This window comes from Mesorhizobium sp. M0761 (genome assembly GCF_040320205.1).
Classification (GTDB): Bacteria; Pseudomonadota; Alphaproteobacteria; order Rhizobiales; family Rhizobiaceae; genus Mesorhizobium.
Window position 1 is genome coordinate 157,208 of sequence record NZ_JAMYPF010000010.1, and the last position, 22,401, is coordinate 179,608.

The 22,401-nt window shown below is 63.6% G+C and carries 23 protein-coding genes; 16 read left to right on the plus strand and 7 right to left on the minus strand.

Going from position 1 to position 22,401, the window contains the following annotated elements:
* Positions 1-131: 131 nt before the first annotated feature.
* Together gntR and NKI32_RS18325 are read right to left on the minus strand one after the other, a co-directional pair.
* The gene (gntR, locus tag NKI32_RS18320; RefSeq protein WP_353003112.1) at positions 132-1,160 is read right to left on the minus strand and encodes an HTH-type transcriptional regulator GntR; all 1,029 of its coding nucleotides are present in this window, start codon (positions 1,158-1,160) and stop codon (positions 132-134) included.
* Positions 1,161-1,319: 159 nt separating this feature from the next.
* Positions 1,320-2,492 carry an MFS transporter gene (locus NKI32_RS18325; RefSeq protein WP_050589244.1) on the minus strand — a complete coding sequence of 391 codons (1,173 nt, stop codon included), beginning with the start codon at positions 2,490-2,492 and terminating at the stop codon, positions 1,320-1,322.
* A gap of 232 nt (positions 2,493-2,724) precedes the next feature.
* Between NKI32_RS18325 and NKI32_RS18330 the strand changes: the two genes are divergently transcribed.
* From NKI32_RS18330 to mocR, 4 genes are all read left to right on the plus strand, one after another.
* A complete protein-coding gene (locus tag NKI32_RS18330; protein WP_353003113.1) occupies positions 2,725-3,012 on the plus strand; it encodes a DUF3175 domain-containing protein in 288 nt (95 codons plus the stop codon).
* A 216-nt stretch (positions 3,013-3,228) separates the two neighbouring features.
* Positions 3,229-4,140 (plus strand): myo-inosose-2 dehydratase, encoded by a 912-nt coding sequence (gene iolE / locus NKI32_RS18335; RefSeq protein ID WP_023729403.1) that lies wholly within the window; start codon positions 3,229-3,231, stop codon positions 4,138-4,140.
* A gap of 214 nt (positions 4,141-4,354) precedes the next feature.
* On the plus strand, positions 4,355-4,561 hold the full coding sequence (locus NKI32_RS18340; protein ID WP_023815611.1) for a LacI family DNA-binding transcriptional regulator: 207 nt from the start codon (positions 4,355-4,357) through the stop codon (positions 4,559-4,561).
* Position 4,562: 1 nt separating this feature from the next.
* The gene (mocR, locus tag NKI32_RS18345) at positions 4,563-6,029 is read left to right on the plus strand and encodes a rhizopine catabolism transcriptional regulator MocR (protein WP_245261866.1); all 1,467 of its coding nucleotides are present in this window, start codon (positions 4,563-4,565) and stop codon (positions 6,027-6,029) included.
* Positions 6,030-6,050: 21 nt separating this feature from the next.
* Here mocR and NKI32_RS18350 read toward each other — a convergent pair whose 3' ends face one another.
* A complete protein-coding gene (locus NKI32_RS18350; RefSeq protein WP_352597581.1) occupies positions 6,051-7,295 on the minus strand; it encodes a DegT/DnrJ/EryC1/StrS family aminotransferase in 1,245 nt (414 codons plus the stop codon).
* Between NKI32_RS18350 and NKI32_RS18355 the strand changes: the two genes are divergently transcribed.
* The 6 genes from NKI32_RS18355 to NKI32_RS18380 all read left to right on the plus strand — a co-directional run bounded on the left by NKI32_RS18355 (position 7,294) and on the right by NKI32_RS18380 (position 12,858).
* Complete coding sequence (locus tag NKI32_RS18355) at positions 7,294-7,695, plus strand: hypothetical protein (RefSeq protein ID WP_353003114.1); 402 nt, start codon at positions 7,294-7,296, stop codon at positions 7,693-7,695. The genes NKI32_RS18350 and NKI32_RS18355 overlap by 2 nt on opposite strands.
* Positions 7,670-8,581: a polysaccharide deacetylase family protein gene (locus NKI32_RS18360; RefSeq protein ID WP_353003115.1), complete on the plus strand. Its 912-nt coding sequence runs from the start codon at positions 7,670-7,672 to the stop codon at positions 8,579-8,581. The genes NKI32_RS18355 and NKI32_RS18360 overlap by 26 nt, the downstream gene beginning before the upstream one ends.
* Before the next feature lie 62 nt (positions 8,582-8,643).
* The gene (locus NKI32_RS18365; RefSeq protein ID WP_023687959.1) at positions 8,644-9,612 is read left to right on the plus strand and encodes a rhizopine catabolism ABC transporter substrate-binding protein; all 969 of its coding nucleotides are present in this window, start codon (positions 8,644-8,646) and stop codon (positions 9,610-9,612) included.
* Between the two features lie 157 nt (positions 9,613-9,769).
* Entirely contained in the window at positions 9,770-10,885 is a 1,116-nt protein-coding gene (locus NKI32_RS18370; protein WP_502897964.1) for an ABC transporter permease, read from the plus strand.
* On the plus strand, positions 10,882-11,718 hold the full coding sequence (locus tag NKI32_RS18375) for an ATP-binding cassette domain-containing protein (RefSeq protein WP_050593919.1): 837 nt from the start codon (positions 10,882-10,884) through the stop codon (positions 11,716-11,718). Before NKI32_RS18370 ends, NKI32_RS18375 begins: the two co-directional genes overlap by 4 nt.
* A 33-nt stretch (positions 11,719-11,751) precedes the next feature.
* Positions 11,752-12,858 carry a Gfo/Idh/MocA family protein gene (locus NKI32_RS18380; protein WP_353003117.1) on the plus strand — a complete coding sequence of 369 codons (1,107 nt, stop codon included), beginning with the start codon at positions 11,752-11,754 and terminating at the stop codon, positions 12,856-12,858.
* A gap of 140 nt (positions 12,859-12,998) precedes the next feature.
* Here the strand turns inward: NKI32_RS18380 and NKI32_RS18385 are convergent, their stop codons facing one another.
* Entirely contained in the window at positions 12,999-13,775 is a 777-nt protein-coding gene (locus NKI32_RS18385) for a FadR/GntR family transcriptional regulator (RefSeq protein ID WP_023682233.1), read from the minus strand.
* 107 nt (positions 13,776-13,882) lie between these two features.
* Positions 13,883-14,773 carry an NAD-dependent epimerase/dehydratase family protein gene (locus NKI32_RS18390; protein WP_031201451.1) on the minus strand — a complete coding sequence of 297 codons (891 nt, stop codon included), beginning with the start codon at positions 14,771-14,773 and terminating at the stop codon, positions 13,883-13,885.
* Between the two features lie 117 nt (positions 14,774-14,890).
* On the opposite strand from NKI32_RS18390, the gene NKI32_RS18395 reads away from it, so the two are divergent.
* Positions 14,891-15,829, plus strand: coding sequence for an NAD(P)-dependent oxidoreductase (locus NKI32_RS18395; protein WP_023696205.1), 939 nt, complete (start codon positions 14,891-14,893; stop codon positions 15,827-15,829).
* Between the two features lie 19 nt (positions 15,830-15,848).
* On the opposite strand, the gene NKI32_RS18400 is transcribed toward NKI32_RS18395, so the two are convergent.
* On the minus strand, positions 15,849-16,631 hold the full coding sequence (locus tag NKI32_RS18400) for a FadR/GntR family transcriptional regulator (RefSeq protein ID WP_023690787.1): 783 nt from the start codon (positions 16,629-16,631) through the stop codon (positions 15,849-15,851).
* Between the two features lie 180 nt (positions 16,632-16,811).
* Positions 16,812-17,801, minus strand: coding sequence for a sugar-binding protein (locus NKI32_RS18405; protein ID WP_023673050.1), 990 nt, complete (start codon positions 17,799-17,801; stop codon positions 16,812-16,814).
* A 466-nt stretch (positions 17,802-18,267) separates the two neighbouring features.
* Between NKI32_RS18405 and NKI32_RS18410 the strand changes: the two genes are divergently transcribed.
* The 5 genes from NKI32_RS18410 (at position 18,268) to NKI32_RS18430 (ending at position 22,393) form a co-directional block, all read left to right on the plus strand.
* On the plus strand, positions 18,268-19,008 hold the full coding sequence (locus NKI32_RS18410) for an ATP-binding cassette domain-containing protein (RefSeq protein WP_023696206.1): 741 nt from the start codon (positions 18,268-18,270) through the stop codon (positions 19,006-19,008).
* Between the two features lie 41 nt (positions 19,009-19,049).
* A complete protein-coding gene (locus NKI32_RS18415; protein ID WP_023673048.1) occupies positions 19,050-20,048 on the plus strand; it encodes an ABC transporter permease in 999 nt (332 codons plus the stop codon).
* A gap of 39 nt (positions 20,049-20,087) precedes the next feature.
* The gene (locus NKI32_RS18420) at positions 20,088-20,858 is read left to right on the plus strand and encodes an SDR family oxidoreductase (protein WP_023696207.1); all 771 of its coding nucleotides are present in this window, start codon (positions 20,088-20,090) and stop codon (positions 20,856-20,858) included.
* Positions 20,859-21,008: 150 nt separating this feature from the next.
* Complete coding sequence (locus NKI32_RS18425; protein ID WP_023673046.1) at positions 21,009-21,836, plus strand: AraC family transcriptional regulator; 828 nt, start codon at positions 21,009-21,011, stop codon at positions 21,834-21,836.
* 113 nt (positions 21,837-21,949) lie between these two features.
* On the plus strand, positions 21,950-22,393 hold the full coding sequence (locus NKI32_RS18430; protein ID WP_352513499.1) for an SRPBCC family protein: 444 nt from the start codon (positions 21,950-21,952) through the stop codon (positions 22,391-22,393).
* Positions 22,394-22,401: the final 8 nt, after the last annotated feature.

The following is a 22,401-nucleotide window of genomic DNA, read 5'->3' on the forward strand; positions in this document are numbered from 1 at the left end:
AACAAGCATGAGCTGTTGCTTATGTATAATAAACAGGGGCGGCCTTTCATCAAAACGTCTGCCCGACGAAAATGGTAGCGCTACCATGACGTTGTGTAAAGCACCATTTGCTGAGGCCGGCCAAAGCGTGTTCAGCGTGCGGTGCTCTCGCGGGGCTTGAGTTCGAAACCAAGATCGACGACCCGCTGCTCAGGCCTTCGTCCTGCGATCGCCGCCAGCGCCATGGCGACAGACCGACGGCCGATTTCATAGCGAGGGGTGCGGATACTGGTGAGCGGCGGGAACGCCGCCTGCATCATTTCGAGGTCGTTGAAGCCGACAATGCCGATTGTTTTCGGCACGTTGAGCGCGGCGCTATGGCATTCGAACAAAACGCCGAGCGCGATGTCGTCATTGTTGCAGAAGACGCCGTCGAGCGCCGGCATCTTGGCCAGCGCATCGCGAAGCAGCTCGCGGCCGAGCGTCACGCTGGACAGTAGCGGCGTGGTGGTGACCAGCCGCGGGTCGAACAGGCCGGCCTTCTCCATTGCCGCGCGATAGCCGGCAAGCCGCCGCTGCGAGCGCGGGTCCATGCGTGCGCCGATGAAGCCGATCCGCCGGTAGCCGGCCTCGATCAGATGCTCGGTCGCGGTGCGGCCGCCGTCAAAATGCGAGAAGCCGACCAGCATGTCGACCGGATCGGACCCGGTCTCCATCACCTGCACCACCGGGCAGCCCGCGCTCTCCAGCAGTTTTCGCGAGGTCGGCGTCTGGTCGATGCCGGCCACGATCAGCGCCGCCGGGCGCTGCGGTGCGAACACCTGCAGCAGGCGCTCCTCCTCGAGGCCGGAATAATGGGTGTTGCCGAGCTGGACGCGGAACGGGCCGTCCGACAGGCTGTCATAGATGCCGCGCACCACTTCGGCGAAGACGTTGTTGGTCAGCGACGGCACCAGCACGCCGAACACATCGGCGCGCGCCGAGGCCAGCGCCCGTGCATTGGGATCCGGGACATAACCGAGTTCGTCGACGGCGGCCTGGATCTGGCGCCGCAGATCCTGGCTGACGCGTTCCGGTTCGCGCAGCGCCCGCGACACGGTGATGGCGCCGACGCCGGCCTTGCGCGCCACATCTGATAGGGTCGGGCGGCCGCCCCCACGACGCGAGCGCGGCTGGGTCATGGACATCCTCCACATGCCGGGCCCCGGCCGCTGCGCCCTTGCGAAACCATGTTCAGCTTTTCCACTGCCACCATGCCAACCGGCTGCTGCCGCACCCACTCGCCTGCTGGCGTCGCGCAGCCAATCGCCCTTGTCAAGCAACAGGGCAATCCTGCCTAATTAAGCCATCAGGGCAGCACTGCGTTTTGCTTTCCACAGCAGCAGCCCGATCGCCACTATGTTCAGCAAGTTCCACGCGATCCCGTTGAGGAACGCGGCGGCGTAAGAGCCGGTCAGGTCGTAGATCCAGCCCGACATCCAGCCACCGATCGCCATGCCGAAGATGGTCGCCATCATGACGATGCCGATACGCTGGCCGGCCTCCCTGGCGGGCAGGTATTCGCGCACGATGATGGCATAGCAAGGCACGATGCCGCCTTGCGACAGGCCGAACACCAGCGACACGACATAGAGCGAGGCAAGCCCGTCGAACGGGATGTAAAACAAGAGCGACAGGCATTGCAGCACGGAACCGAAAAGCAGGGTTTTCACGCCGCCGATGCGGTCGGCGACAAAGCCGGAGGCGAGCCGGCTGACGACGCCCGCCGCCATCATGATCGACAGCATGTCGGCGCCATGCGCAATGCCGTAGCCAAGATCCATGCAATAGGCGACGATGTGCACCTGCGGCATCGACATCGCCACGCAGCAGCCGAGACCGGCAACGATCAGCAGCACCTGTAACGCCGCCGGAGACAGCGAAATCGACTGCACTGTCCGGCTTCCGGGTGAACCGGCGGCAGCCGCCGCCGGAGCAGCGCGCCGCAACAACAGCACCAGGGGCACCATGGTGACCAGGCAGAAGACACCGATGCCGGCATAGGTGAAGCGCCAGCCCTCCGCCTTGATCAGCGTCGGCATGATGGTTGGCCAGAGCGCTCCGGCGAGATAGTTGCCAGCCGCCGCCGCCGTGACGGCGACGCCGCGCCGACGGTTGAACCAGTGCGAGATGTCGGCGATCAGCGGCCCGAAGATCACCGATGTGCCGACACCAATCAGCACGCCCTGGGCAAGGGTGAATTGCAGGATAGAGGTCGACAACGCGGCGAGCAGCAGGCCGGCGGCGAGAGCCACCGAGGATAGCAGTGCCGGGATCCAATACCCCATGCGATCGACCGCGCGGCCAACCAGCACATTGCCGGCGGCGAAGCCGACCATGGTTGCGGTGTAGGGCATCGATGCCGCGGCGCGGTCAACGCCGAACTCGGCCTGCACGGCCGGCAGCACGACGACGACGGCCCACATGCCGACCGCACCGATCGTCGCCAGCAGCATGGAGATGGCAAGCCGCATCCAGGCGTAGCTGCTGTCGATGCCGGGGCTATCCGCCTGATTGGCGACGATCGGGGTCAAGGCGTTTCCTGTCTACGGTCCTGGGAAGTCGACTGTTGTGTCGCCACTATCGGCGCATTCACCGCGACGGGCAGCGCCACAGGGCCATGATCCGTGGCTCCAGCGGCCCGGCGACTTTCTCGGGAACCGGCGGCGGCCTGCCCGAGTTTTTGCGACAGGAAGGAGTTTTGTCATGACCGCGAAAAAGAAATGGTCGACCGAGGTGACCGAGCACAGCGATGCGATGGACCTCGAGGACCACATCTTCGAAGCCGACGACGCCAGGAAGATCGCGGCCTCGCTCAAGCGCTCGGCCGAGCACAGCGACCGCCGCAAGGCCGAGCCGTTTCAGTCGGCCATGTCGATGCTGAATTTCTACATCAACCGCGCCGGCAAGAACCTGCCGCAGGCGCGCCGGAAAGTGCTCGAGGACGCCAAGGACGAACTGCGCGCGGCCTTCGGAAGGCCGCAGCAGGATTAATGCATGTCGCTCAAAAGTGGCGCCGGTTTTGAGACAACGACATGCATAAAACGAAGACATAAAGCGCGTCGACTTAGTCCGTTCAAACGGGAAGCGCTTTTAGCGCTCCCGATTGGTTCTGCCAAATTTACCTCAACTGGACCTAGTGACAGGTCCTCTTTCCCCTCAGTTTGCCGGCCTCGGCTTTGTGGTTCCCCGAGCCTTTGAAGTAGCGGCATGACGGTCAAGATCGGCATCAATCCAATCACCTGGAGCAATGACGATGTTCCCGCACTCGGCGGGGATACGCCGCTCGCGACATGTCTGTCGGAAACCAGGCAGGCCGGCTATCGCGGCACCGAACTCGGCGGCAAATTCCCCAGGCGAAGCGACGAGCTTGGACCGATCCTGTCTTCTTACGGACTGGAGCTCGTCTCCGGCTGGTATGACGGCCGCATTCTGGACCGCACGGTCGACGAGGAATTCGCCGCCATCACCTCGCATCTGACCCTGCTGCGCGACCTCGGCGCCAAGGTCGTCGTCTATGCCGACACCTCGCGCGGCCGTCATGACGGCATTTTCGCGCCGATCTCACAGCGTCCGCGCCTCGCTGACGGCGAATGGACTGCCTATGGCGAGAAGCTGACCGAACTCGCCGACCGCATGGCTGCCTTCGGCGTCGGCATGGCTTTCCATCACCATATGGGCACCATCGTCGAGAGCGATGACGAGGTCGACAGGCTGATGGCCGCAACCGGCAAGAGCGTCGGCCTGCTGTTCGATACCGGCCATTGTCTGTTCTCAGGCGGCGACCCGGCCTCCCTCCTGAACCGGCATCTCGACCGCATCGTGCATTTCCATTGCAAGGACGTCCGCGCGGCCGTGCTGGAGAAGGCACGGCGCGAGGACATGAGTTTCATGGCGGCAGTGATGGAAGGGATTTTCACTGTGCCCGGCGACGGTTCCGTCGATTTCCTGTCGCTATTGAAGCCGCTGGCCAAGCGCGGCTTCGAAGGCTGGATCGTCGTCGAGGCCGAACAGGACCCGGCCAAGGCACATCCCTTGACCTATGCCACGAAGGGCTACGCCTCGCTTCTCGCCACGGCCCGCAAGGCCGGGTTCGAGGTGGCTACACGAGACATGGCCTGACCACCGCCGGGGGGCTGGTGGTTGGGCCGGTTGGGCGCGCGCCTCGGTAGGGGTAGCGACGCGAAAGCGCCCGGCGATCCGCGCCGCCGCCCTCCCTTGGCGGCGCGGATCGCACAGTTCTTGGCATCGAATTTTCGACCCCGGAGTTGCCGGCCCGGCGTTTCCAGCTTGAGGCTGGCGACGAGGCATGCCTTGATGCGGATGGAGGAGCGACATGGCATTCGAGGCGGCACTCGGCATGGAACGGCTTTGCACCATCCGTGAGATCGCCGAGAAGGCGGAACTCGGCGCGGCAACCGTTCACCGCGCGCTGAAGAACAGCCGTGAGGTCCGTCCCGCAACCAGACGGCTGGTGCTGGAGACTGTCTGCCTGCTTAACGAAGAAAAGATCGCCCGCGCCGCCAGGTTCGTCGGAGACTAGCTTGGCCGACCATATGCGCCTTTCCCTCGACATCATGTCGGTCGACCGCGGCTCGGACGAACCGATGCACCGACAGATCTATGGCGCCTTGCGGCGCTTCATCCTCGACGGCCAGATTCAGCAGAACACGCTGCTTCCTTCGACACGCTCGCTGGCCGAGGATCTCAAGGTCGGCCGCAACACGGTGATCGCCGCCTACGACCAGCTGCTCGCCGAAGGTTTTATCGAGGCGCGCGCCGGGTCCGGCACCTGGGTGGCGCCGATCCAGCAGAAACGCCCGCCGGCCGCGCTGCGCGCCGGCCTCGCCGCCCCGCAAAAACTTTCGCGGCGTGGCCAGACCATCGTCAACGGCCCGCAGCCGCCGCGCAATGCCGGCGTCATCAACTTCCATCCCGGCGTGCCGGAAACCGCGTCCTTCCCCTTCACCATCTGGTCGAGCCTTCTGGTGCGCAATGCCCGCAGCCGCGACGAGAACTTGCTCGGCTATATCTCCTTTGCCGGCCATCCCGGTCTGCGCCAGGCCATCGCCTCGACCATCAGCCTGTCGCGCGGCATCAACTGCACCGCCGACCAGGTCATCATCGTCACCGGCGCGCAGGCGGCACTCGACCTCGCTTCGCGCGTGCTGATGGACGAAGGCGACCATGTCTGGATGGAAGAGCCCGGCTATCTCGGCGCCAAGAGCGCCTTTCTCGCCAGCGGCGCGCAGCTTGCGCCCTTGAAGGTCGATCGCCTTGGATGGCATCTCGCAGACCCAGAGCTGCCGCCGCCGCGCCTGATCTATGTGACGCCATCCTGCCAGTGGCCGTTCGGCACCATCATGCGCATCGAGGAACGGCTGCAGTTGCTCGACATCGCCGAGCGCCACGGCGCCTGGATCGTCGAGGACGATTATGACGGCGAGTACCGGTACCGTGGCCGGCCGGTGCCGGCGCTGCGCGGCCTCGATCATGCCGACCGCGTCGTCTATATTGGTTCCTTCGGCAAGACGCTGATCCCGGCGCTTCGCATCGGCTATCTCATCGTACCCCGCGAACTGTCCGTGCCCTTCGACCGTGCCGTCTCGATCACCGGCCAGTTCGCGCCGCTGATCCTGCAGGCGACGGTCAACGACTTCATCACGCAAGGCTATTTCGCCACACATCTGAAACGCATGCGCCGCCTTTATGCGCGCCGGCAAGCCAATTTCGTCAAGCTGTGCCAGGAGCATCTGGCCGAATGGCTGACAGTGACCGAGAACGATTCCGGCATGCAACTGCTGGCCAGTTTTGTCCGACCCTACAAGGACAGTGACGTCGTCGCCGCCGCCGTCAAGGAGGGCCTCGACGTGCAGGGCATCTCGATCAACTACCATTCAAGCGAGCCGGAACACGGCCTGCTGCTCGGCTATGCCGCGATGGACGAACGCCAGATCCTGCGCGCGGTGCTGGCGTTGCGCGCTGCCTTCATGCGGCTGGACCGGCAATAGGCCGATCCAGCGCTGAGCGCTTCAGTTCACACTATCGAATTTCTGCAGATCGACGGGCGCTGCCTTGCGCACCTCGACATCGTCCAGCGAGGCATTCTCCAGCGCCACACGGGCCGCCGCATCGATGTTATGGATCATGTCGTCGATGTCGGCGTCGCCATGCGCCGGATTCATCGCGATCATCACCGTGCGGTTGAGGATGTCGAGAGAACCCTTGCCGAGGTCGTCGGCATAGGTCAGCCGCAGGCCCTTGTTTTCCGGCAGCGTGTACGGATTGAGCGCCGGATGATGCGCGCCCTCATGCATCAGCACCTGGTCCCACTGGGTGAAATTGTGGCGGCCGGTCTTGCCGGCAATGACGCTCGGAATGGTCTTCGAAAAAGTCTGCGCCGCCTGTTCGCTGGGCAGCAGATACATCACCTGCGCCGCGCAATCGTCGTCGGGGCTGTTCATCGGCGACGGCGTCAGACCGAGATTGCCGAGATGGCGCGTGCCGGCCAGCACCTTCTTCTTCTCCGCCCGCATCGCCTCGATGATGCCGTCGAGACGGTCGAGCTGGACATTGAGCATTGCACCCATCAATTCCGAGGCGCGCGCGCCGATGCCGGCGAACGGCTTGATGCTGTCGCTGCGGCCCTGCCAGTAGAAGTGGCAGGGGTCGATGGCGCAGCGCGCGCGCTCGGCCACTTTCGGATCGCTGGTGGCGATGCCGCCGCCCTCGCCCGACGTGATGTTCTTGAAGTAGTTGAAGGAGTAGGCGCCGGCATGGCCGATGGAGCCGAGCTTCTTGCCCTCATAGCCGCCGCCAATGCCCTGGCAGACATCTTCCAGCACGAGCAGACCGCGTTTTTTAGCGATGTCCATGATGGCGTTCATGTTGCAGGCCGCACCCCACATATGTACCGGGATGACCGCCTTGGTGCCCGGGCCGACGGCGTCGCGCAGAGCGGCCGGGTCGATGGTCAGGCTCTCGTCGATATCGACAATGACCGGAATGGCGCCGACCGACAGCACTGCTGTGGCGGTCGCCATATAGGTGTGCGCCGGCACCAGCACCTCATCGCCCGGGCCGATGCCGAGGCCGATCAGGCCGGCGGCGAGCCCATAGGTGCCGCTGGCGGCCAGCGCAAAATGCTCGACGCCGAGATGCCTGGCATAGCGGGCCTCGAAGCGGTTGCACTCGCTGTTCTCGCCATAGCGAAACAGCGCACCCGAGCGGATCACCCTGGCAATGGCTTCGATCTCTTCTTCGCCGGCAGTGTACATGGCAAGTCTCCACATCGCTGATGGTATGAAAGCAGTACGCCTGCGGCCGCTGTTTGAAAGAACCACTCCGCTGCGATCTGACCAAGCCATCCTGCTCACGTCGGAGCGGCGTTTAGCGCCGACTGTGGGCATAGCGAATAAAATCGGCATTCCAGAACGCAGGCCCGCGGAAAAATCGTACCCATCCGAATTCGCTGAAGTGGCCCTGTCGGAAAGCCCGCATTGGGCGTTCCATCGCGTCCAGTTGGGCAAACGGTCGGTTCCATGCAGCACGGGACACACTTTGGAAGACCCTCGAAACCGGCGTGCCGGCAAGATGGTGGCCCGCAAGATGGTGGCCGGCAAGATGGTGGCCGGCAAAACGGTGGCCGTCCATGACGCGACAGCTCGTCCTGCATGAAGACGATGTCGGCATGTGCCATGGCGCCAACAGCGCCTTCCTCGAACTGACCGCACTGGGCGCCTGCAGCTCCGGCGCCGTGATGGTGCCGTGTCCATGGTTCCCTGAGATGGCCGAAGCGGCAGCCGCCGATCCGTGGCTCGATCTCGGCGTCCACCTGACGCTGAACAGCGAAAAGCAGCACTACAAATGGCGGCCGCTGACGTCGCCGTCGCGCGCGGCCGGCCTGACGGACGAGTTCGGCTATTTCTGGCCCGATGTCGCGACCACCCGCCGCAAGGCAGCACCGCAAGCGGTGGAAACCGAGCTTCGCGCCCAGATCGACACCGCCTACCGCGCCGGCATCGACGTCACTCATCTTGACGCCCATATGGGGGCAGCGCTGTCGCCCGAGTTTTGCGACGTCTACATCAAGCTCGGCCTGGAATATCGCTTGCCGGTGCTGTTGACCAAAACGCTGTCGGCCTATTCGCCCAACGACAATCTGGTTGGCGTCACCGAAGCGGCGTTCCAGCGCGGCGTCACTGAAGCCCGGGCCAAGGGCTTTGTCATCTTCGACGCCGCCATTCAGACGACCTGGGGCCGTCCACGCTCCAAGCCGATAGAGCCCGCCTACAGGGCATTGGTCGAAGGGGTGCGCGAAGGCCTGACCTTCTTTTGCCTGCACTTCAACGCGCCGGGCGAGTTGGAACTCATCGAGCCGCGCTCCGCCTATATCCGCACCGAGGAATACGAACTCTTCCGCGACCAGGCTTTCCGCGACTGGCTCGGCGCGCAGGACATCGACATCATCGGCATGAAGCCGCTGCGCGAGGAGCTTCGTGCACGGCTCGGGGCATCGACACCGGCAAAGGCCCGCAAAGCGGCCACCCGGTCAGCGCCGTAAGCCGATCCGTCGGCCGAGGCGCAAAGAGGGAATTGGAACTGCAACGACAATGGGAGAATGACATGAAGACTGTTCTGAAACTGGCGCTCGGCGCGCTTGTCTCGATGAGTATGCTGGCGGGCGTCGTGCAAGCGGCCGGCCTGAAGGATCCCAAGGATGTCCGCATCACCTTCGTGGTGCATGGCTCGGCCTCCGATCCCTACTGGTCGGTGGTCAAGCGCGGCGTCGACGATGCGGCGGCGCTCACCGGCGCCAAGGTCGAATATTATGCGCCGCAAGTGTTCGACGTGGTCGAGCAGGCCCGCCTGCTCGACGCGGCCATCGCCACCAATCCAGACGGCATCGCCGTCTCCATTGCCGACGCCAATGCACTTGGTAAATCGGTCAAGGCCGGACTTGCCGCCAACATTCCGATGGTCGTCCTGGATTCCGGCGAGAAGGAAGGCGCCGAACTCGGCACCTCTCTCTATGTCGGCACCGTCTCCGAATATGATTCCGGCAAGAAGGCCGGCGAGCGGCTGGCCAAGGAAGGCACACTCAAGGTCGTCTGCATCAACCACGAGGTCGGCAATGTCAGTCTCGACCAGCGCTGCCAGGGGTTGAATGACGGGCTGAAGCCGTCAGGCGGCGGCACCGAGGTGCTTACCGTGTCGCCCGATCCGGCCGACATCCAGCGCCGCACCGAAGCCTATCTGTCGGCGCATCCCGACACCCAGGCGGTGTTTGCGCTCGGCGCCACCGCCGCCAATCCGCTGATCCCGTTCTTCCGGCAGAAGGAACTGTTCGGCAAGATCAAGCTCTACACCTTCGACATCAGCCCCGAAGTCCTGGATTCAGTCGTCGCCGGCGAAATGGGCTTCGGCATGGACGCCCAGCAATATCTGATGGGATACCTGCCGGTGATCTATCTGGTCGAGCATGCCACACATGGCTTCTGGCCGCAGAACAACGCCTACACCGGGCCGCTGTTCATCGACTCGCCCGACAAGGCCAAGGCGATCCTGGCGCTCGCCAAGGACGGCATCCGCTAAGGCAAGACCAAAACGGATCGGGGAGCCGCCATGCGCTCCCCGTCTCTGGTCGAGATTGCGAAGTGAGCGATTGGGGAGCCTAATGGCTGTTGTGGAAGACAAGGCGATACCTCCAGAAGCGCCGGCCCCCGGGGTACTGGGCAAGGACCGTTTCGGCATGACGTCGAAACGGGCTGCCGGCACTGACGAGCGGCTGGCCAGCACCGGCCGGCTGACGCAATGGCTGCGCCGGCCCGAAGCCGGTGCCGCCGGCGGCCTCATCGCCACCATCATCATCTTCGCCCTGCTGCCGGGTGCGTCGAACCTCTATTCGCTGCAGGGGTCGATGACCTTCCTGACGCTGGCAGCCGAACTCGGCATCATCGCCACGGCCGCAGCCCTTCTCATCATCGCCGGCGAGTTCGATCTCTCGGTCGGCTCGATGGTCGGCTTCGCCGGCGTCGTCATCGGACTGACGGTGAAATATTGGGGCCTGCCGCTGTGGGGCGGCATCGCCTGCGCCTTCGCTGTCGCCATCCTCACCGGCTACGTCAACGGCCTGATCGTGGTGAAGACCCGCCTGCCCTCCTTCATCGTGACGCTGGCGTCGCTCTACATCCTGCGCGGCCTGTCGATCGGCATCACCCGCGCCGTTACCGGCCGCACGCAGATCCCCTACATCCTCGACGGCGCGCCGGACCCGGCAACCGCCGGCCTGTTCAACGGCCATCTCCTGACCGGCTTCTTCCAATGGATGGGCACGCAAGGCTGGATCGCCACCCGTACCGACGGCATTCCCTTCGTCGTCGGCATTCCGATGTCGATCGTCTGGTGGCTCGGACTGACAGCGCTTGCCGGCTATGTCTTGACCCAGACCAAATACGGCAACTGGATCTTCGCCACCGGCGGCGACCTCAATGCCGCCCGCAATGTCGGCGTGCCGGTCGACCGTGTGAAGATCGCGCTGTTCATCTACACCGCCGGTGCGGCGACCTTGCTTGCCACCATCCAGGTGATGGAGGCCGGCTCCGCCGACACCACGCGCGGCCTGCTCAAGGAATTCGAGGCGATCATCGCCGCGGTCATCGGCGGCGTGCTGCTCACCGGCGGCTACGGCACCGTCTATGGCGTGCTGTTCGGCGCGCTGATCTTCGGCCTTGTGCAGATGGGCATCTTCTACACCGGCATCGACACCGACTGGTTCAAGGTCTTCCTCGGCATCGTCATTTTGATGGCCGTGCTGGTCAACAACTACATCCGCCTCAAGGCGCTCGGACGCGGAGGCGGCAAATGACCTACCCAAACCCATCCCCGGCCATTCAGCCAGCCATGGAATTACGTGGTGTGTCGGTCAATTTCGGCTCGGTGCGCGCGCTGCAGGATATCGACATCAAGGTCTATCCCGGCGAGGTGCACTGCCTGCTCGGCGACAATGGCGCCGGCAAGTCGACACTGATCAAGGTTCTGTCGGGCGTGCACCGGCCGACCAAGGGCGAGATTTTCGTCGACGGCAAGCCCGTCAGCTTCCGCAGCCCGCGCGACGCGCAGGACCTCGGCGTCGCGACGGTCTTCCAGGACCTCGGCATGATCTCGCTGATGTCGATCACGCGCAACTTCTTCCTCGGCCGCGAGCCGACCAGAAGCCGCCTGCCCTTCTCGCGCTTCGACAAGGAGCGCGCCAACACAATTGCCCGTCAGGCGATGGCCGATATCGGCATCGACGTGCGCGACCCGACACAGGCAGTCGGCACGCTGTCGGGCGGCGAGCGCCAATCGGTGGCCATCGCGCGCGCAGTCCACTTCGGCGCCAAGGTGCTGATCCTCGACGAGCCGACCTCGGCGCTCGGCGTGCATCAGGCGGCCATGGTGCTGAAATTCATCATCGAGGCGCGCATGCGCGGGCTGGCGGTGATCTTCATCAGCCACAACATCCACCACGCCTACCCCGTCGGTGACACTTTCACGCTGCTCAACCGCGGCCGCAATCGCGGCACATACGCCAAGTCCGAGATCTCGCGCGACGAGGTGATTTCCATCATGTCGGGCGGCGAGGATCTGAAGGCGGTGGAAGCTGAGATTGCCGGGCTGTTGGCGCAGATCGGCAACCGGCCGGCCGCCGCACCCTGAGCCTGGAACACTTTTGCAGAGAGTAATGACAGCATGAGCAGGATACGCGTCGGCGTCATCGGCGCTGGCATGATTTCGCAGGTCGAGCATATTCCGAATCTGTTGCGGCTCGGCGACCTGTTCGAACTGGTCGGCGTTGCCGACCCGTCAAGGATTTCGCGGGAATATGTCAGCGAAATTCACGGCATCGCCAATTTCGAAACGCCGGAGCAACTGTTCGACCATAAGCTCGACGCCGTCGTGATCGGCTCGCCCGACCCGCTGCATCACGAGCAGGTGCTGGCCGCACTGGGGCGCGGCCTGCATGTCTTCTGCGAAAAGCCGCTCTGCTATTCCCCGGCGGAAATCGCCGAGATCATCGCCGCGCGCGATAAGGCCGGCAAGGTCATGCAGGTCGGCTATATGAAGCGCTTCGATCCGAGCTACCGGCTGGCGCTGGCCTCGCTGCCCGGCACGGCAAAGACGTTGCGGTCCGTCTCGGTCGAGGTTAACGATCCCGATGCCTGGCCGTTCATCGCCCACCAGCGCTACAAGCGCGGCAACGACATTCCCGAGGAGCTGATTGCCGCCGCGCAAGCCAGGCAGAAACAACAGGTCGAGCGCGCCATCGGCCAGCCCATAACCGATCTGGCTTTCCGTGGATTTACCGGCGCTTACAGCTCCGCCTTGATTCACGATGTGAATGCCGTGCACGGACTGCTCGACGCACTCGGCGTGCCGGAGGGCGAGGTTGTCGGCGCGCAGATCTTCGCTAATGGCGATGGCGGCCAGGGCGCGGTAAAACTGCTCGACGGCCGGGCGCTGTGGACGATGACGCATCTCACCGTGCCGAAGCTCGCCGACTACAAGGAACGCATCACGCTCTTCTTCGACGATGCCAGCCTTGAGCTCGAATTCCCCTCGCCCTGGCTCAACCATCATCCGACCCGGCTGACTGTGAAGACCTCGGACGGCCACACACTGTCGACCAGGGATCTGCGCGCCGGCTACGGCGAAGCCTTCGTCGAGGAACTGCGCGGCTTCTGGGGTGCGATCGTCAATGGCGACGAGGTGGTCAACCGCCCCGAGCACGCCGCCCGCGACCAGGCGCTGCTGATCGCGCTGACCAGGCAACATTTGGCCACTTCGCAGACCGGCTGAGCGCTCGCAGGATGTGTTGAGATTCAGGTCAGGCCGCGCCGAAAACATTGGGTTTCGAGAACCGGAGCGGAGCGTACTTAAGTACGTGAAGCGCGAAAGCCGGCGTTTGCAGGCCGGCCTCACCTGAATATCAGCACATCCTACCGGGTGTTGATGACGCCGTCGGTATTGGCGAGCAGCTTGCGCACCGCGTTGCGGGCCGCATCCGGCCGCTGCAGGCGGATGGCCTTCTCGATCGCCTCGTGCAGTTGCTGTGCATGCTGCAGATCGTCGAGTTCGCGCGTCGTATAGGTGAACAGATGATCGAAGGCGGATTCGATCAGCACGCCGAGCGGCACCAGCAGATCATTGCCGGAGGCGCGCAGGATGGCCAGATGGAAACGCGTATCGGCGCGCGTGCGCTCCTGCAGGCTCGACGCCTCGCCCATCTCGCGGCAGGCCTGGCTGATCTCGGCCATCTGCTCCTCGGTGCGTCGCATGGCGGCGAAGGCAGTCGCTTCCGGCTCGATGATATGGCGGAATTCCTGCACCGTCTTCAGGAACACCTCACGGTCGGGCGCGGTCGCGTACCAGGCGAGCACATCGCGATCGAGCAGGTTCCAGCGCTCCCTGGGCTCCACCCAGCTGCCGATCTTGGGGCGCGATGCCAAAAGGCTTTTGGCCATCAGCATCTTGATCGCCTCACGCACCGCCGAGCGGCTGACGTTGAAGGTTTCAGACCATTTGGCTTCATTGGGCAGGATGGTGCCCGGCGGATAGTCGCCGCGCACAATCCGAAGCCCGATTTCGCTGGCCAGTGACGCATGCACGCTGGTGCCGGGCATCCGGGCCGCGTCAGCCCGGCGAAGGGTCGCCGGGCGCTCTGCGGATGCCGCCTTTTCAGGCATCTTTCCCTTGTTCGGCTTTCCGTCCCTCATGCCTCCACAAAGTCCGGATTTCGGAAGCTGTCAAGCAAAGGGCGGGACGTTGACGGCAAAGGCTGCGGCTGTGCACAGATCAGGTCGCAACCTTGCCCCCGGCCGGCCTATTTGACGTATTTGCGCCAGCTGTGCTCGGGACGGAAGCCAAGCATGTCCCTGGCTTTGCGGTTGGAAAGCAGCGTCTCGTATTCGTCGAGCTCCGCCTTGACCGGCACGTCGGGGTAAAACCGCTTCAAAAGTTCCGCTGTCGGCAGGTCGGACGAGGTATCGTCATTGGCCGCGTTGAACACCTGGAAGCCGAGCCCGTCGGTTTCAACGGCGCGCAGCGTGATCTGGCCGAGATCGCGTGCGTCGACATAGCTCCAGGCGATGCGCTTGCGAAAGCCTGGATCGGCGAACCACTTGGGGAACAGCGAATACTCATGCGGTTCGATGACGTTGCCAATGCGCAGCGCATAGATATCGGTGCCGTTGCGCTGCGCAAAGGCGCGCGCCGTGTGCTCGTTGACGACCTTGGACAGAGCATAGCTGTCCATCGGATCGACGTCGTATTCTTCGTCGAGCGGGAAATATTTGGGGTCGCGCGGTTCGTTGGCGAACACCACGCCGTAGGTGGTCTCGCTGGACGCGATCACCACCTTGGGGATGCCAAGCTTCACCGCCGCCTCGATGACGTTGTAGGTGCCCATCGCATTGATGCGGAACACCTCATTGTCGGTCGTGATCATGATGCGCGGTATGGCGGCGAAATGCACCACGGCATCGACCGGCTGCGGGCGCAGCGACGGATCGAATTCATGCAGGCCCATATAGCTCGACAGCGCGTTGAACGCCTGGCCGCTGTCGGTGATGTCGGTGATCAGCGTGCGTACCTTGGGATTGTCGAGCGGCTTGGTGTCGATGTTGAGCACCTGGCAGCCCTGTTCGACCAGATATTGCACGACATGGCGACCGGCCTTGCCGCTGCCGCCGGTGAACATGATCCGCTTCGTCATTTTCGTCTCCAATGCCTAGGATTTCTGTGTATTGTCAGACAATATGGCATTCTGCAACCACCCTCGCCCGCAAGACAGCGGCGCCCAATATCAATCATCGCAACAGGACTTCAAGACATGACCACGACCGCCGCGAGCGAAAAGATCGGCTTTATCGGCCTTGGCCTGATGGGGCACGGCATTGCCAAGAACATCGTCGACAAGGGCTATGGCCTGACCTTCCTCGGCCGCAAGAACCGCAAGCCGGCGGAAGACTTGGCTGGCCGCGGTGCGAAGGAAGTGGCCACCTCGCGTGAGGTGGCAGCGGCATCCGATATCGTCTTCATCTGCGTCACCGGCTCGCGCGAGGTCGAAGCCATCATCCGTGGCCCCGGCGGCCTCAAGGAGGGCCTGAAAAGAGGCTCGGTTGTCGTCGATTGCTCGACCGCCGATCCGGTCTCGACCGTGGCGCTGGCGGCGGAACTGAAGGAGATCGGCGTCGACTTCGTCGATGCACCGCTCAGCCGCACGCCGAAGGAAGCCTGGGAAGGCACGCTCGACGCCATGGTCGGCGCGCCCGACGCGCTGTTTGCCCGTGTGAAGCCGGTCATCGAAACCTGGGCCGGCCGCATCGTCCATATTGGCGACACAGGTGACGGCCACCGCATGAAGCTGCTCAACAACTTCATCTCGCTGGGCTATGCCGCGATCTATTCCGAGGCGCTGGCGCTGGCCGAAAAGGTCGGCATCTCGCCACCGCGTTTCGACAGCGTCATCCGCAACGGCCGCATGGATTGCGGCTTCTACCAGACCTTCATGCGCTGGACGCTGGAGGGCGACCGCGACGCGCATAAATTCACCATCGCCAACGCCTTCAAGGACCTGACCTATCTGGAATCGATGGCGGGTGCGGCCGGCATCGCCAACCCGCTCGGCAACGCCACCAAGAACTCCTTCGCCGGTGCCTATGCCACTGGCCCGGCCGAGCAATTCGTGCCGATGCTGGCGACATATGTCGGCAAGGTCAACGGCGTCGACCTGATGCCCAGCAAGGACGGCAAGAAGCAGACGATTTGAAGGCGGCGAAAAGCCTGTGTCAGCGCCTCGACCGGCCGATAACATCGTCGGTGTTGGCGAGCAGTTTGTGCACCGCATTGCGCGCGGCCGCAGGGCGCTGCAGGCGGATGTTCTTCTCGATCGCCTCATGCAGCGCCTGCGCCCGCCGCTGATCGCTGGTCTCGCGTGTGACGAAGACAAAGAGATGATCGAGCGCCGACTCGATCAGAACGCCAAGCGGCACCAGCAGATCGTTGCCCGAGGCGCGCAGTATGGCGAGGTGAAAACGCGTATCGGCGCGGATACGCTCCTGCAGGTTCAGAGCCTCGCCCATCTCACGACAGGCCTGGCTGATCTCGTCCATCTGCTCGTCGCTGCGCCGCGTGGCGGCAAAGGCCGACGCTTCCGGCTCGATGATGTGACGGAACTCCTGCACCGTGCGCAGGAAGGCCTCCCGGTCCGGCCCGGTCGCGTACCAGGCCAGCACATCGCGGTCGAGCAGGTTCCAGCGTTCTCTGGGCTCGACCCAGCTGCCGATCTTGGGCCGTGAAGCCAGCAGGCTTTTGGCCATCAGCATCTTGATGGCTTCGCGCACCGCCGAACGACTGACATCGAAGGTCTCGGCCCATTTGGCCTCGTTGGGCAGAATCGTGCCGGGCGGATAATCGCCGCGCACGATTCTGAGGCCGATCTCGCCGGCCAGCGAGACATGGACGCTCGCTCCCGGAAAATGCGCGGCACCGGCCCTGCGCATGACAGCCGGACCGCGGCTGGCTTGTGCCTTGGCCCGCTCGGTTCGCTTCTTTGATTTCTCGTCCGGCATTCACGTTCCAATGCGTCGGCCGTCTGCGTCCGGACTGGTCCGAACCTGCACGGCGCGCCGATCTCGTTGCCGAAAAATCCAAACTACAGACGCGTCAAAGCCGGAGCCTGCTGCCCCAACCGTTGCGTCCGTCCGGGAAGAGACGGGGCGCCCGTCAAAGGGCGCCCCGAAATCGAGAACCTACTTCTGGATGCAGGTGTCGACCGTGTCCTTGGTGCATTCGTCGAGGCCGGTGAACACCGGATCGGCGACGGCCTTGCCTTCGACCAGATCGATCATCACCGATGGTGCCTTGTAGCCCATTTCGAACGGCCGCTGACCGACCAGAGCGGTCACAAGGCCGTCACGGGCGATCGCCACTTCATCGCCAATCGTATCGGCGGCGCCGATGACGAAGTCGTTGCTGGCGATGCGGTCCTTGAGCGGCCCGAACAGGTCGCGATAAGGCTGCGGTGCGCCAAACAGCGGCCAGCCGCCCATGATGCCGAAGGCGTCGAGCTTGGGATTGGCGGCGAGGATGTCGGTCATCGCCTGCACGCCCTTGGCGCCGTCGTCATTGGTGAACACCGGGCAACCGGCAACTTCGGTCCAGCCGCCTTCGCCGGCAAGTGCCGCCAGGCCTTCCTTGCCCGACAGCGCGTCACGCATGCCCTGCGCCCGGCGCAGGATGTTGTCGGCCGCGGGATTGCCTTCGATGGTACAGATCGTGCCGCCGTTCGGCTTGCCCTTCTTGATGTACTCGCCGATCTTGTGACCCATCAAATAGTTGTCGGTGCCGAGATAGGTCTTGCGCAGCGCGGCATCTTCCTTGCTGAGATCGGCGTCGAGCGTCATGATCGGGATCGTCGGATTGGCGGTCTTGATCGTCTGAGCGATCAGCGGCGCGTTGGATGGCGAAATCGCCATTGCCACCGTGTCGGCCTTGCTCAGCATGTCCTGGACGATCTGCGCTTCGCCGGCCTCGTCGGAGGTCGATGCCGGGCCGGTGTAGAAGCATTCATATTCCGAGCTGGCATTTTCCTTGTTCCATTTCTCGCAGCCCTGGTGGATGGCTTCGAAGAATGGATTGTCGAGACCCTTCACCACGATGACGAGCTGTTTCTTGGCCAAAGCCGGCCCGGCGCCCAGCGCCATGGCGGCGACGGCGGCGAGCAAAAGTGTTTTCCTCATATCAGTCCTCCCTTGAAACAGACGGACACGGCGTGCCCGCCACACAGATCGACCGGATGCTTAATGACCGAGGTTCGTTTCACGAGCACTCGTGTCGCCAAGACAGATCGATAAGCATTTCCAGATGCGGCATTGGCCCGGCTCAACACAAGGGTGGCGCCGCAACCTCGACCGATAAACCTCCGCCGATTCCGCCCGGCTAACCGCCAGCGGCATCGGCATGATCTCCTCCGACGCTTAGCTAATATCGGCTTGCGGCCAACGTCAATGCTATTTGTCCTACAAAACGGATTTTTGGATAACCAAGGCTTCAATTCGTCCGACAATTGATTGACGAGCGCCGGCTTTTGCGTAAAAGAACGCTGACGCTGTTTCCGGGAGGAGATGGGGAGAGCGGGGCCAAAGCAGCGCCGGCATTCACGCCGGGAACAGCAGCGGGTCGCAAAACACGGGGAGGCAAAGACTGGTGGCGGTTCTCGAACTCACCAATATCTCGAGGCATTTCGGCGCCATCCAGGCGGTCAACGACGTATCGCTGTCGATCGAGCCCGGACAGGTGGTCGGCCTGATGGGCGACAACGGCGCCGGCAAGTCGACGCTGGTCAAGATGATCGCCGGCAATTTCCGCCCCAGCCATGGCGTCATGCGCATGGACGGCAAGGAGTTGATCCTGCACAAGCCGGCGGAAGCTCGCCAGCACGGCATCGAGATCGTCCACCAGGACCTGGCGCTGTGCAACAATCTGACCGCTGCCGCCAATGTCTATCTCGGCCGTGAATTGCGCCGCGGCGTCGGCCCTTTACGCATCCTCGACTATGCCGCCATGTACAAGCGCGCCGGCCAGCTCTTCGCCGAGTTGAAGTCCGAGACCCGTCCGCGCGACCTCGTCAAGCAGATGTCGGGCGGCCAGCGTCAGGCGGTAGCGATCGCGCGCACCATGCTGTCGCAGGCCAAGATCGTGTTGATGGACGAACCGACGGCCGCGATCTCGGTGCGCCAGGTCGCCGAAGTGCTGAACCTGATCCGCCATTTGCGCGACCAGGGTATCGCAGTGGTGCTGATCAGCCACCGCATGCCTGACGTGTTCACCGTCGCCGACCGCGTCATCGTCATGCGGCGCGGCCGCAAGGTCGCCGACAAGACGATTGCGTCAAGTTCGCCCGAGGAAGTCACCGGGCTGATCACCGGCGCCATCGAACAGGTTTGATCTCAGCGAATTTCACCACGCACAGCACATGAAGGTCGACGATGGCACTGACAATTGACCAGCCGATCGAACAAAAGCAGCAATCCTTGCCGGCAAGACTGTTTGCCAGCCAGACCTTCTGGGTGGTGATCGCGGTCATCCTGGCCTGCCTGTTCCTGTCTTTTGCCACCGACGCCTTCGCCACGTCGAAGAACCTTTACAACATCACCCGCAACATCACCTTCGTCGCCATCATCGCGCTCGGCATGACCTTCGTCATCATCACAGGTGGCATCGACCTGTCGGTCGGTTCGGTGCTCTGCCTGTCGTCGATGGTGCTGGCCGTCACCATGCATGCCGGCTACTCCATCGAGGTCGGCATCCTCGCCTCGATCGCCACCGCGCTCGCCATAGGCGCCTTCAACGGCATCATGATCGCCTATCTCGGCTTTCCACCCTTCGTGGTGACGCTCGGTATGCTGTCGATTGCCCGCAGCCTCGCCATGGTCGCCTCCAACAACACCGTCGTCTTCCAGTTCGGCCCGGATCACGACAAGCTTCTGGCGCTGGGCGGCGGTGCCTGGGTGTTCGGCATCGCCAATCCGGTGCTCTACATGATCCTTTTGGCGCTGATCACCGGCTTCACGCTGCGCTGGACCAAGTTTGGCCGCCACATCTTCGCCATTGGCGGCAATGAGCACGCGGCGACGCTGACCGGCGTTCCCGTCAAGCAGATCAAGGTCGCCGTCTATATGATCTCGGCGCTGGCGGCGGGCATTGCCGGCATCATCCAGACCGGATGGCTGGGCGCCGTCACCACCAATCTCGGAACCGGCATGGAACTGCAGGTCATCGCCGCCACGGTCATTGGCGGCGCCAATCTCGCCGGCGGCGTCGGCACCGCCTTCGGCGCCATTGTCGGTGCCGCGCTCATCGAAGTGATCCGCAACAGCCTTGGTCTGCTCGGCATCAATGCTTTCTGGCAAGGCGTGTTCATCGGCGGCGCCATCCTGCTCGCGGTGCTGTTCGACCGGATCCGCAACTTCAGGCGCAATGACTGAATGTTTTTGGACTGAACCTTTCGGCTGGAAACCGTTGCCTTGACATCGAAATCCCTGTTCGAGCTCAACGGCCGGCTGGCGCTGATCACCGGCTCCGGCCAGGGCATCGGCCTGGCGCTGGCGCGCGGCCTTGCCGAGCATGGCGCAAGTGTCGTGCTCAACGGCCGCGATGCCGGCAAGGTTGCCGGTGCCGTCGCCGGCTTGCGCGACGCCGGCTTCAAAGCGCACCCCTCGACCTTCGACGTGACGGATTTTCGCGCGGTCGATGCCGATGTCGCCCGCGTCGAGGCCGAGATCGGCGCCATCGACATCCTGATCAACAATGCCGGCGTGCAGTTTCGCGCTCCGCTCGAGGACTTTCCCGAGGAGCAGTGGGAGCGGCTGTTCAAGACCAATGTCTCCGGCGCCTTCCATGCCGGCAAGGCGGTCGCCCGCAATATGATCGCGCGCGGCAAGGGCAAGATCATCAACATCGGCTCGGTGCAGAGCGAACTCGCCCGGCCCAACATCGCGCCCTATACGGCCACCAAGGGCGCAATCCGCAATTTGACACGTGGCATGTGCACCGACTGGGCGAAATACGGCTTGCAGGTCAATGCCATCGCCCCCGGCTATTTCCGCACCGAGATGAACCAGGCGCTGGTCGACAACCAGGAATTCTCCGCCTGGCTGGAAAAGCGCACGCCGGCTGGCCGCTGGGGGTATGTCGACGAACTGATCGGCGCCGCCGTGTTCCTCGCCTCCGACGCCTCATCCTTCGTCAACGGCCATACGCTTTATGTCGACGGCGGCATGACGGCTTCGGTTTGACGGGAAACCCTATCGCTCAGTCTGAAAATCCACCACTACGGCCGGCAGCACACAGCGGCTTTCGCCCCGCGCCTTGACGCGAGCCCGAACTCAGCCGCACAATCCCGTCGCAGGCGAAGGGAGGCCAGTCGTCTGCGGGAGGTATAACCCATGACGGACGCGATCAGGCTCTATTGGGGCCGGTTCGGACATGTTTCTGTCCTGAATGTCGCCAGCGACTTCGTCACCCATGCGCATGTCGAGGCCCACATCATCATCTGGCTGGAGGGCACGGCCGGCGAGATGACCGTCGGCCGCGAGACGGTGCCGCTGGGTCCCGGCACCGCCGCCGGCATCAATTCCTACCAGCCGCACAGCCACATTCTGTCGCAGAACGGCAGGCCCGGCCTGTTCCTCGCTTTCTACATCGATCCGGATTGGGCGCGCCGGCGCCGCGACCTGCCTTCGTCGGCGCCGTTGTTTGCACAGGCTGCGATCACGCTCGAACCCTGGCTGCACCAGGCCGCCGCCAACCTGCTCGACCATTTGAGCGATAATGAAAGCATCGACGACGTCGCCAATTACGAGATCGAGCGCTTCATCGATAGCCTGCTCGACGCCGCCGACGCCTCGGCGCCGCAGGAGGCGCGGATCCGGGTCAACACAATGCAGGATTTCCGCGTCCGCAAGGCAATCCAGCTGATGAAGGCCAATGTCTGCGAACGCATCTCGTTCGACGACGTCGCCCGCAGCGTCGGCCTGTCGCGGCCGCACTTCTTTGCTTTATTCAAGGAACAGACCAATCTGACGCCCAATGTCTACTGGAACACGCTGCGCATGGAGGAAGCCGTGCGGCAGCTGCAGTGGTCGCAGGAGCCGCTGATCTCGGTCGCCTGCAATCTCGGCTTCACCACCCAGGGCAATTTCTCGCGCTTCTTCCGCGACCATGTCGGCGTGCCGCCGACGCTTTACCGCGAGGCGGCGCGGGCCATGGCCTGAGCCAAGCCGCTCGTTTTTCAGACTCCTTGATAGGGCCGCAAGACCCATTGATAAGCGCAGCGCCGGCCGCCGCCCTACCCTGCAGCGTATCGAATTCGTAGGGGAATGATCATATGGCTGAAGTCACCGTCTCCAGCGTCATCGACGCGCCGGTCGAAAAGGTCTGGGCGCGCATCCGCGACTTCAACGGCCTGCCGGGCTGGCATCCGCGCATGGTCAAGAGCCATATCGAAGACGGCAAGAGCGCCGAAACCATCGGCTGCGTGCGTAATTTCGAGCTCGCCAGCGGCGCGCGTGTCCGCGAAAAACTGCTCGACTTCTCCGATGCGAATTTCCGCGTCAGCTACTCCATCCTGGAGACGCCGCAGCCGCTGACCAATCACAAAGCGACGCTGCAATTGCGCCGCGTGACCGACGGCGACCGCACCTATGCCGAATGGACCGCGAGCTTCGACGCGGCGCCCGAAGAGGCCGACAAGATCGCCGCCGGCATGGCCGCCAATGTCTTCCAGGGTGGCTTCAATGCGTTGAAGAGCCATTTTTCTGGCCAGAGCTGAGTCAGGGG

Excerpts from the sequence above, each read along its gene's own strand:
- NKI32_RS18400 (WP_023690787.1), bottom strand. The coding sequence starts at position 16,631 with ATGCCGGACGAGAAATCAAAGAAGCGAACCGAGCGGGCCAAGGCACAA.
- NKI32_RS18360 (WP_353003115.1), top strand. The coding sequence starts at position 7,670 with ATGACGCGACAGCTCGTCCTGCATGAAGACGATGTCGGCATGTGCCAT.
- NKI32_RS18405 (WP_023673050.1), bottom strand. The coding sequence starts at position 17,801 with ATGAGGAAAACACTTTTGCTCGCCGCCGTCGCCGCCATGGCGCTGGGC.
- NKI32_RS18330 (WP_353003113.1), top strand. The coding sequence starts at position 2,725 with ATGACCGCGAAAAAGAAATGGTCGACCGAGGTGACCGAGCACAGCGAT.
- NKI32_RS18415 (WP_023673048.1), top strand. The coding sequence starts at position 19,050 with ATGGCACTGACAATTGACCAGCCGATCGAACAAAAGCAGCAATCCTTG.
- NKI32_RS18370 (WP_502897964.1), top strand. The coding sequence starts at position 9,770 with ATGACGTCGAAACGGGCTGCCGGCACTGACGAGCGGCTGGCCAGCACC.
- NKI32_RS18390 (WP_031201451.1), bottom strand. The coding sequence starts at position 14,773 with ATGACGAAGCGGATCATGTTCACCGGCGGCAGCGGCAAGGCCGGTCGC.
- NKI32_RS18395 (WP_023696205.1), top strand. The coding sequence starts at position 14,891 with ATGACCACGACCGCCGCGAGCGAAAAGATCGGCTTTATCGGCCTTGGC.
- gntR (WP_353003112.1), bottom strand. The coding sequence starts at position 1,160 with ATGACCCAGCCGCGCTCGCGTCGTGGGGGCGGCCGCCCGACCCTATCA.
- NKI32_RS18425 (WP_023673046.1), top strand. The coding sequence starts at position 21,009 with ATGACGGACGCGATCAGGCTCTATTGGGGCCGGTTCGGACATGTTTCT.
- NKI32_RS18375 (WP_050593919.1), top strand. The coding sequence starts at position 10,882 with ATGACCTACCCAAACCCATCCCCGGCCATTCAGCCAGCCATGGAATTA.
- NKI32_RS18430 (WP_352513499.1), top strand. The coding sequence starts at position 21,950 with ATGGCTGAAGTCACCGTCTCCAGCGTCATCGACGCGCCGGTCGAAAAG.
- NKI32_RS18380 (WP_353003117.1), top strand. The coding sequence starts at position 11,752 with ATGAGCAGGATACGCGTCGGCGTCATCGGCGCTGGCATGATTTCGCAG.
- NKI32_RS18355 (WP_353003114.1), top strand. The coding sequence starts at position 7,294 with ATGGCAAGTCTCCACATCGCTGATGGTATGAAAGCAGTACGCCTGCGG.
- NKI32_RS18385 (WP_023682233.1), bottom strand. The coding sequence starts at position 13,775 with ATGAGGGACGGAAAGCCGAACAAGGGAAAGATGCCTGAAAAGGCGGCA.
- NKI32_RS18350 (WP_352597581.1), bottom strand. The coding sequence starts at position 7,295 with ATGTACACTGCCGGCGAAGAAGAGATCGAAGCCATTGCCAGGGTGATC.
- NKI32_RS18325 (WP_050589244.1), bottom strand. The coding sequence starts at position 2,492 with ATGCGGCTTGCCATCTCCATGCTGCTGGCGACGATCGGTGCGGTCGGC.
- NKI32_RS18365 (WP_023687959.1), top strand. The coding sequence starts at position 8,644 with ATGAAGACTGTTCTGAAACTGGCGCTCGGCGCGCTTGTCTCGATGAGT.
- NKI32_RS18340 (WP_023815611.1), top strand. The coding sequence starts at position 4,355 with ATGGCATTCGAGGCGGCACTCGGCATGGAACGGCTTTGCACCATCCGT.
- iolE (WP_023729403.1), top strand. The coding sequence starts at position 3,229 with ATGACGGTCAAGATCGGCATCAATCCAATCACCTGGAGCAATGACGAT.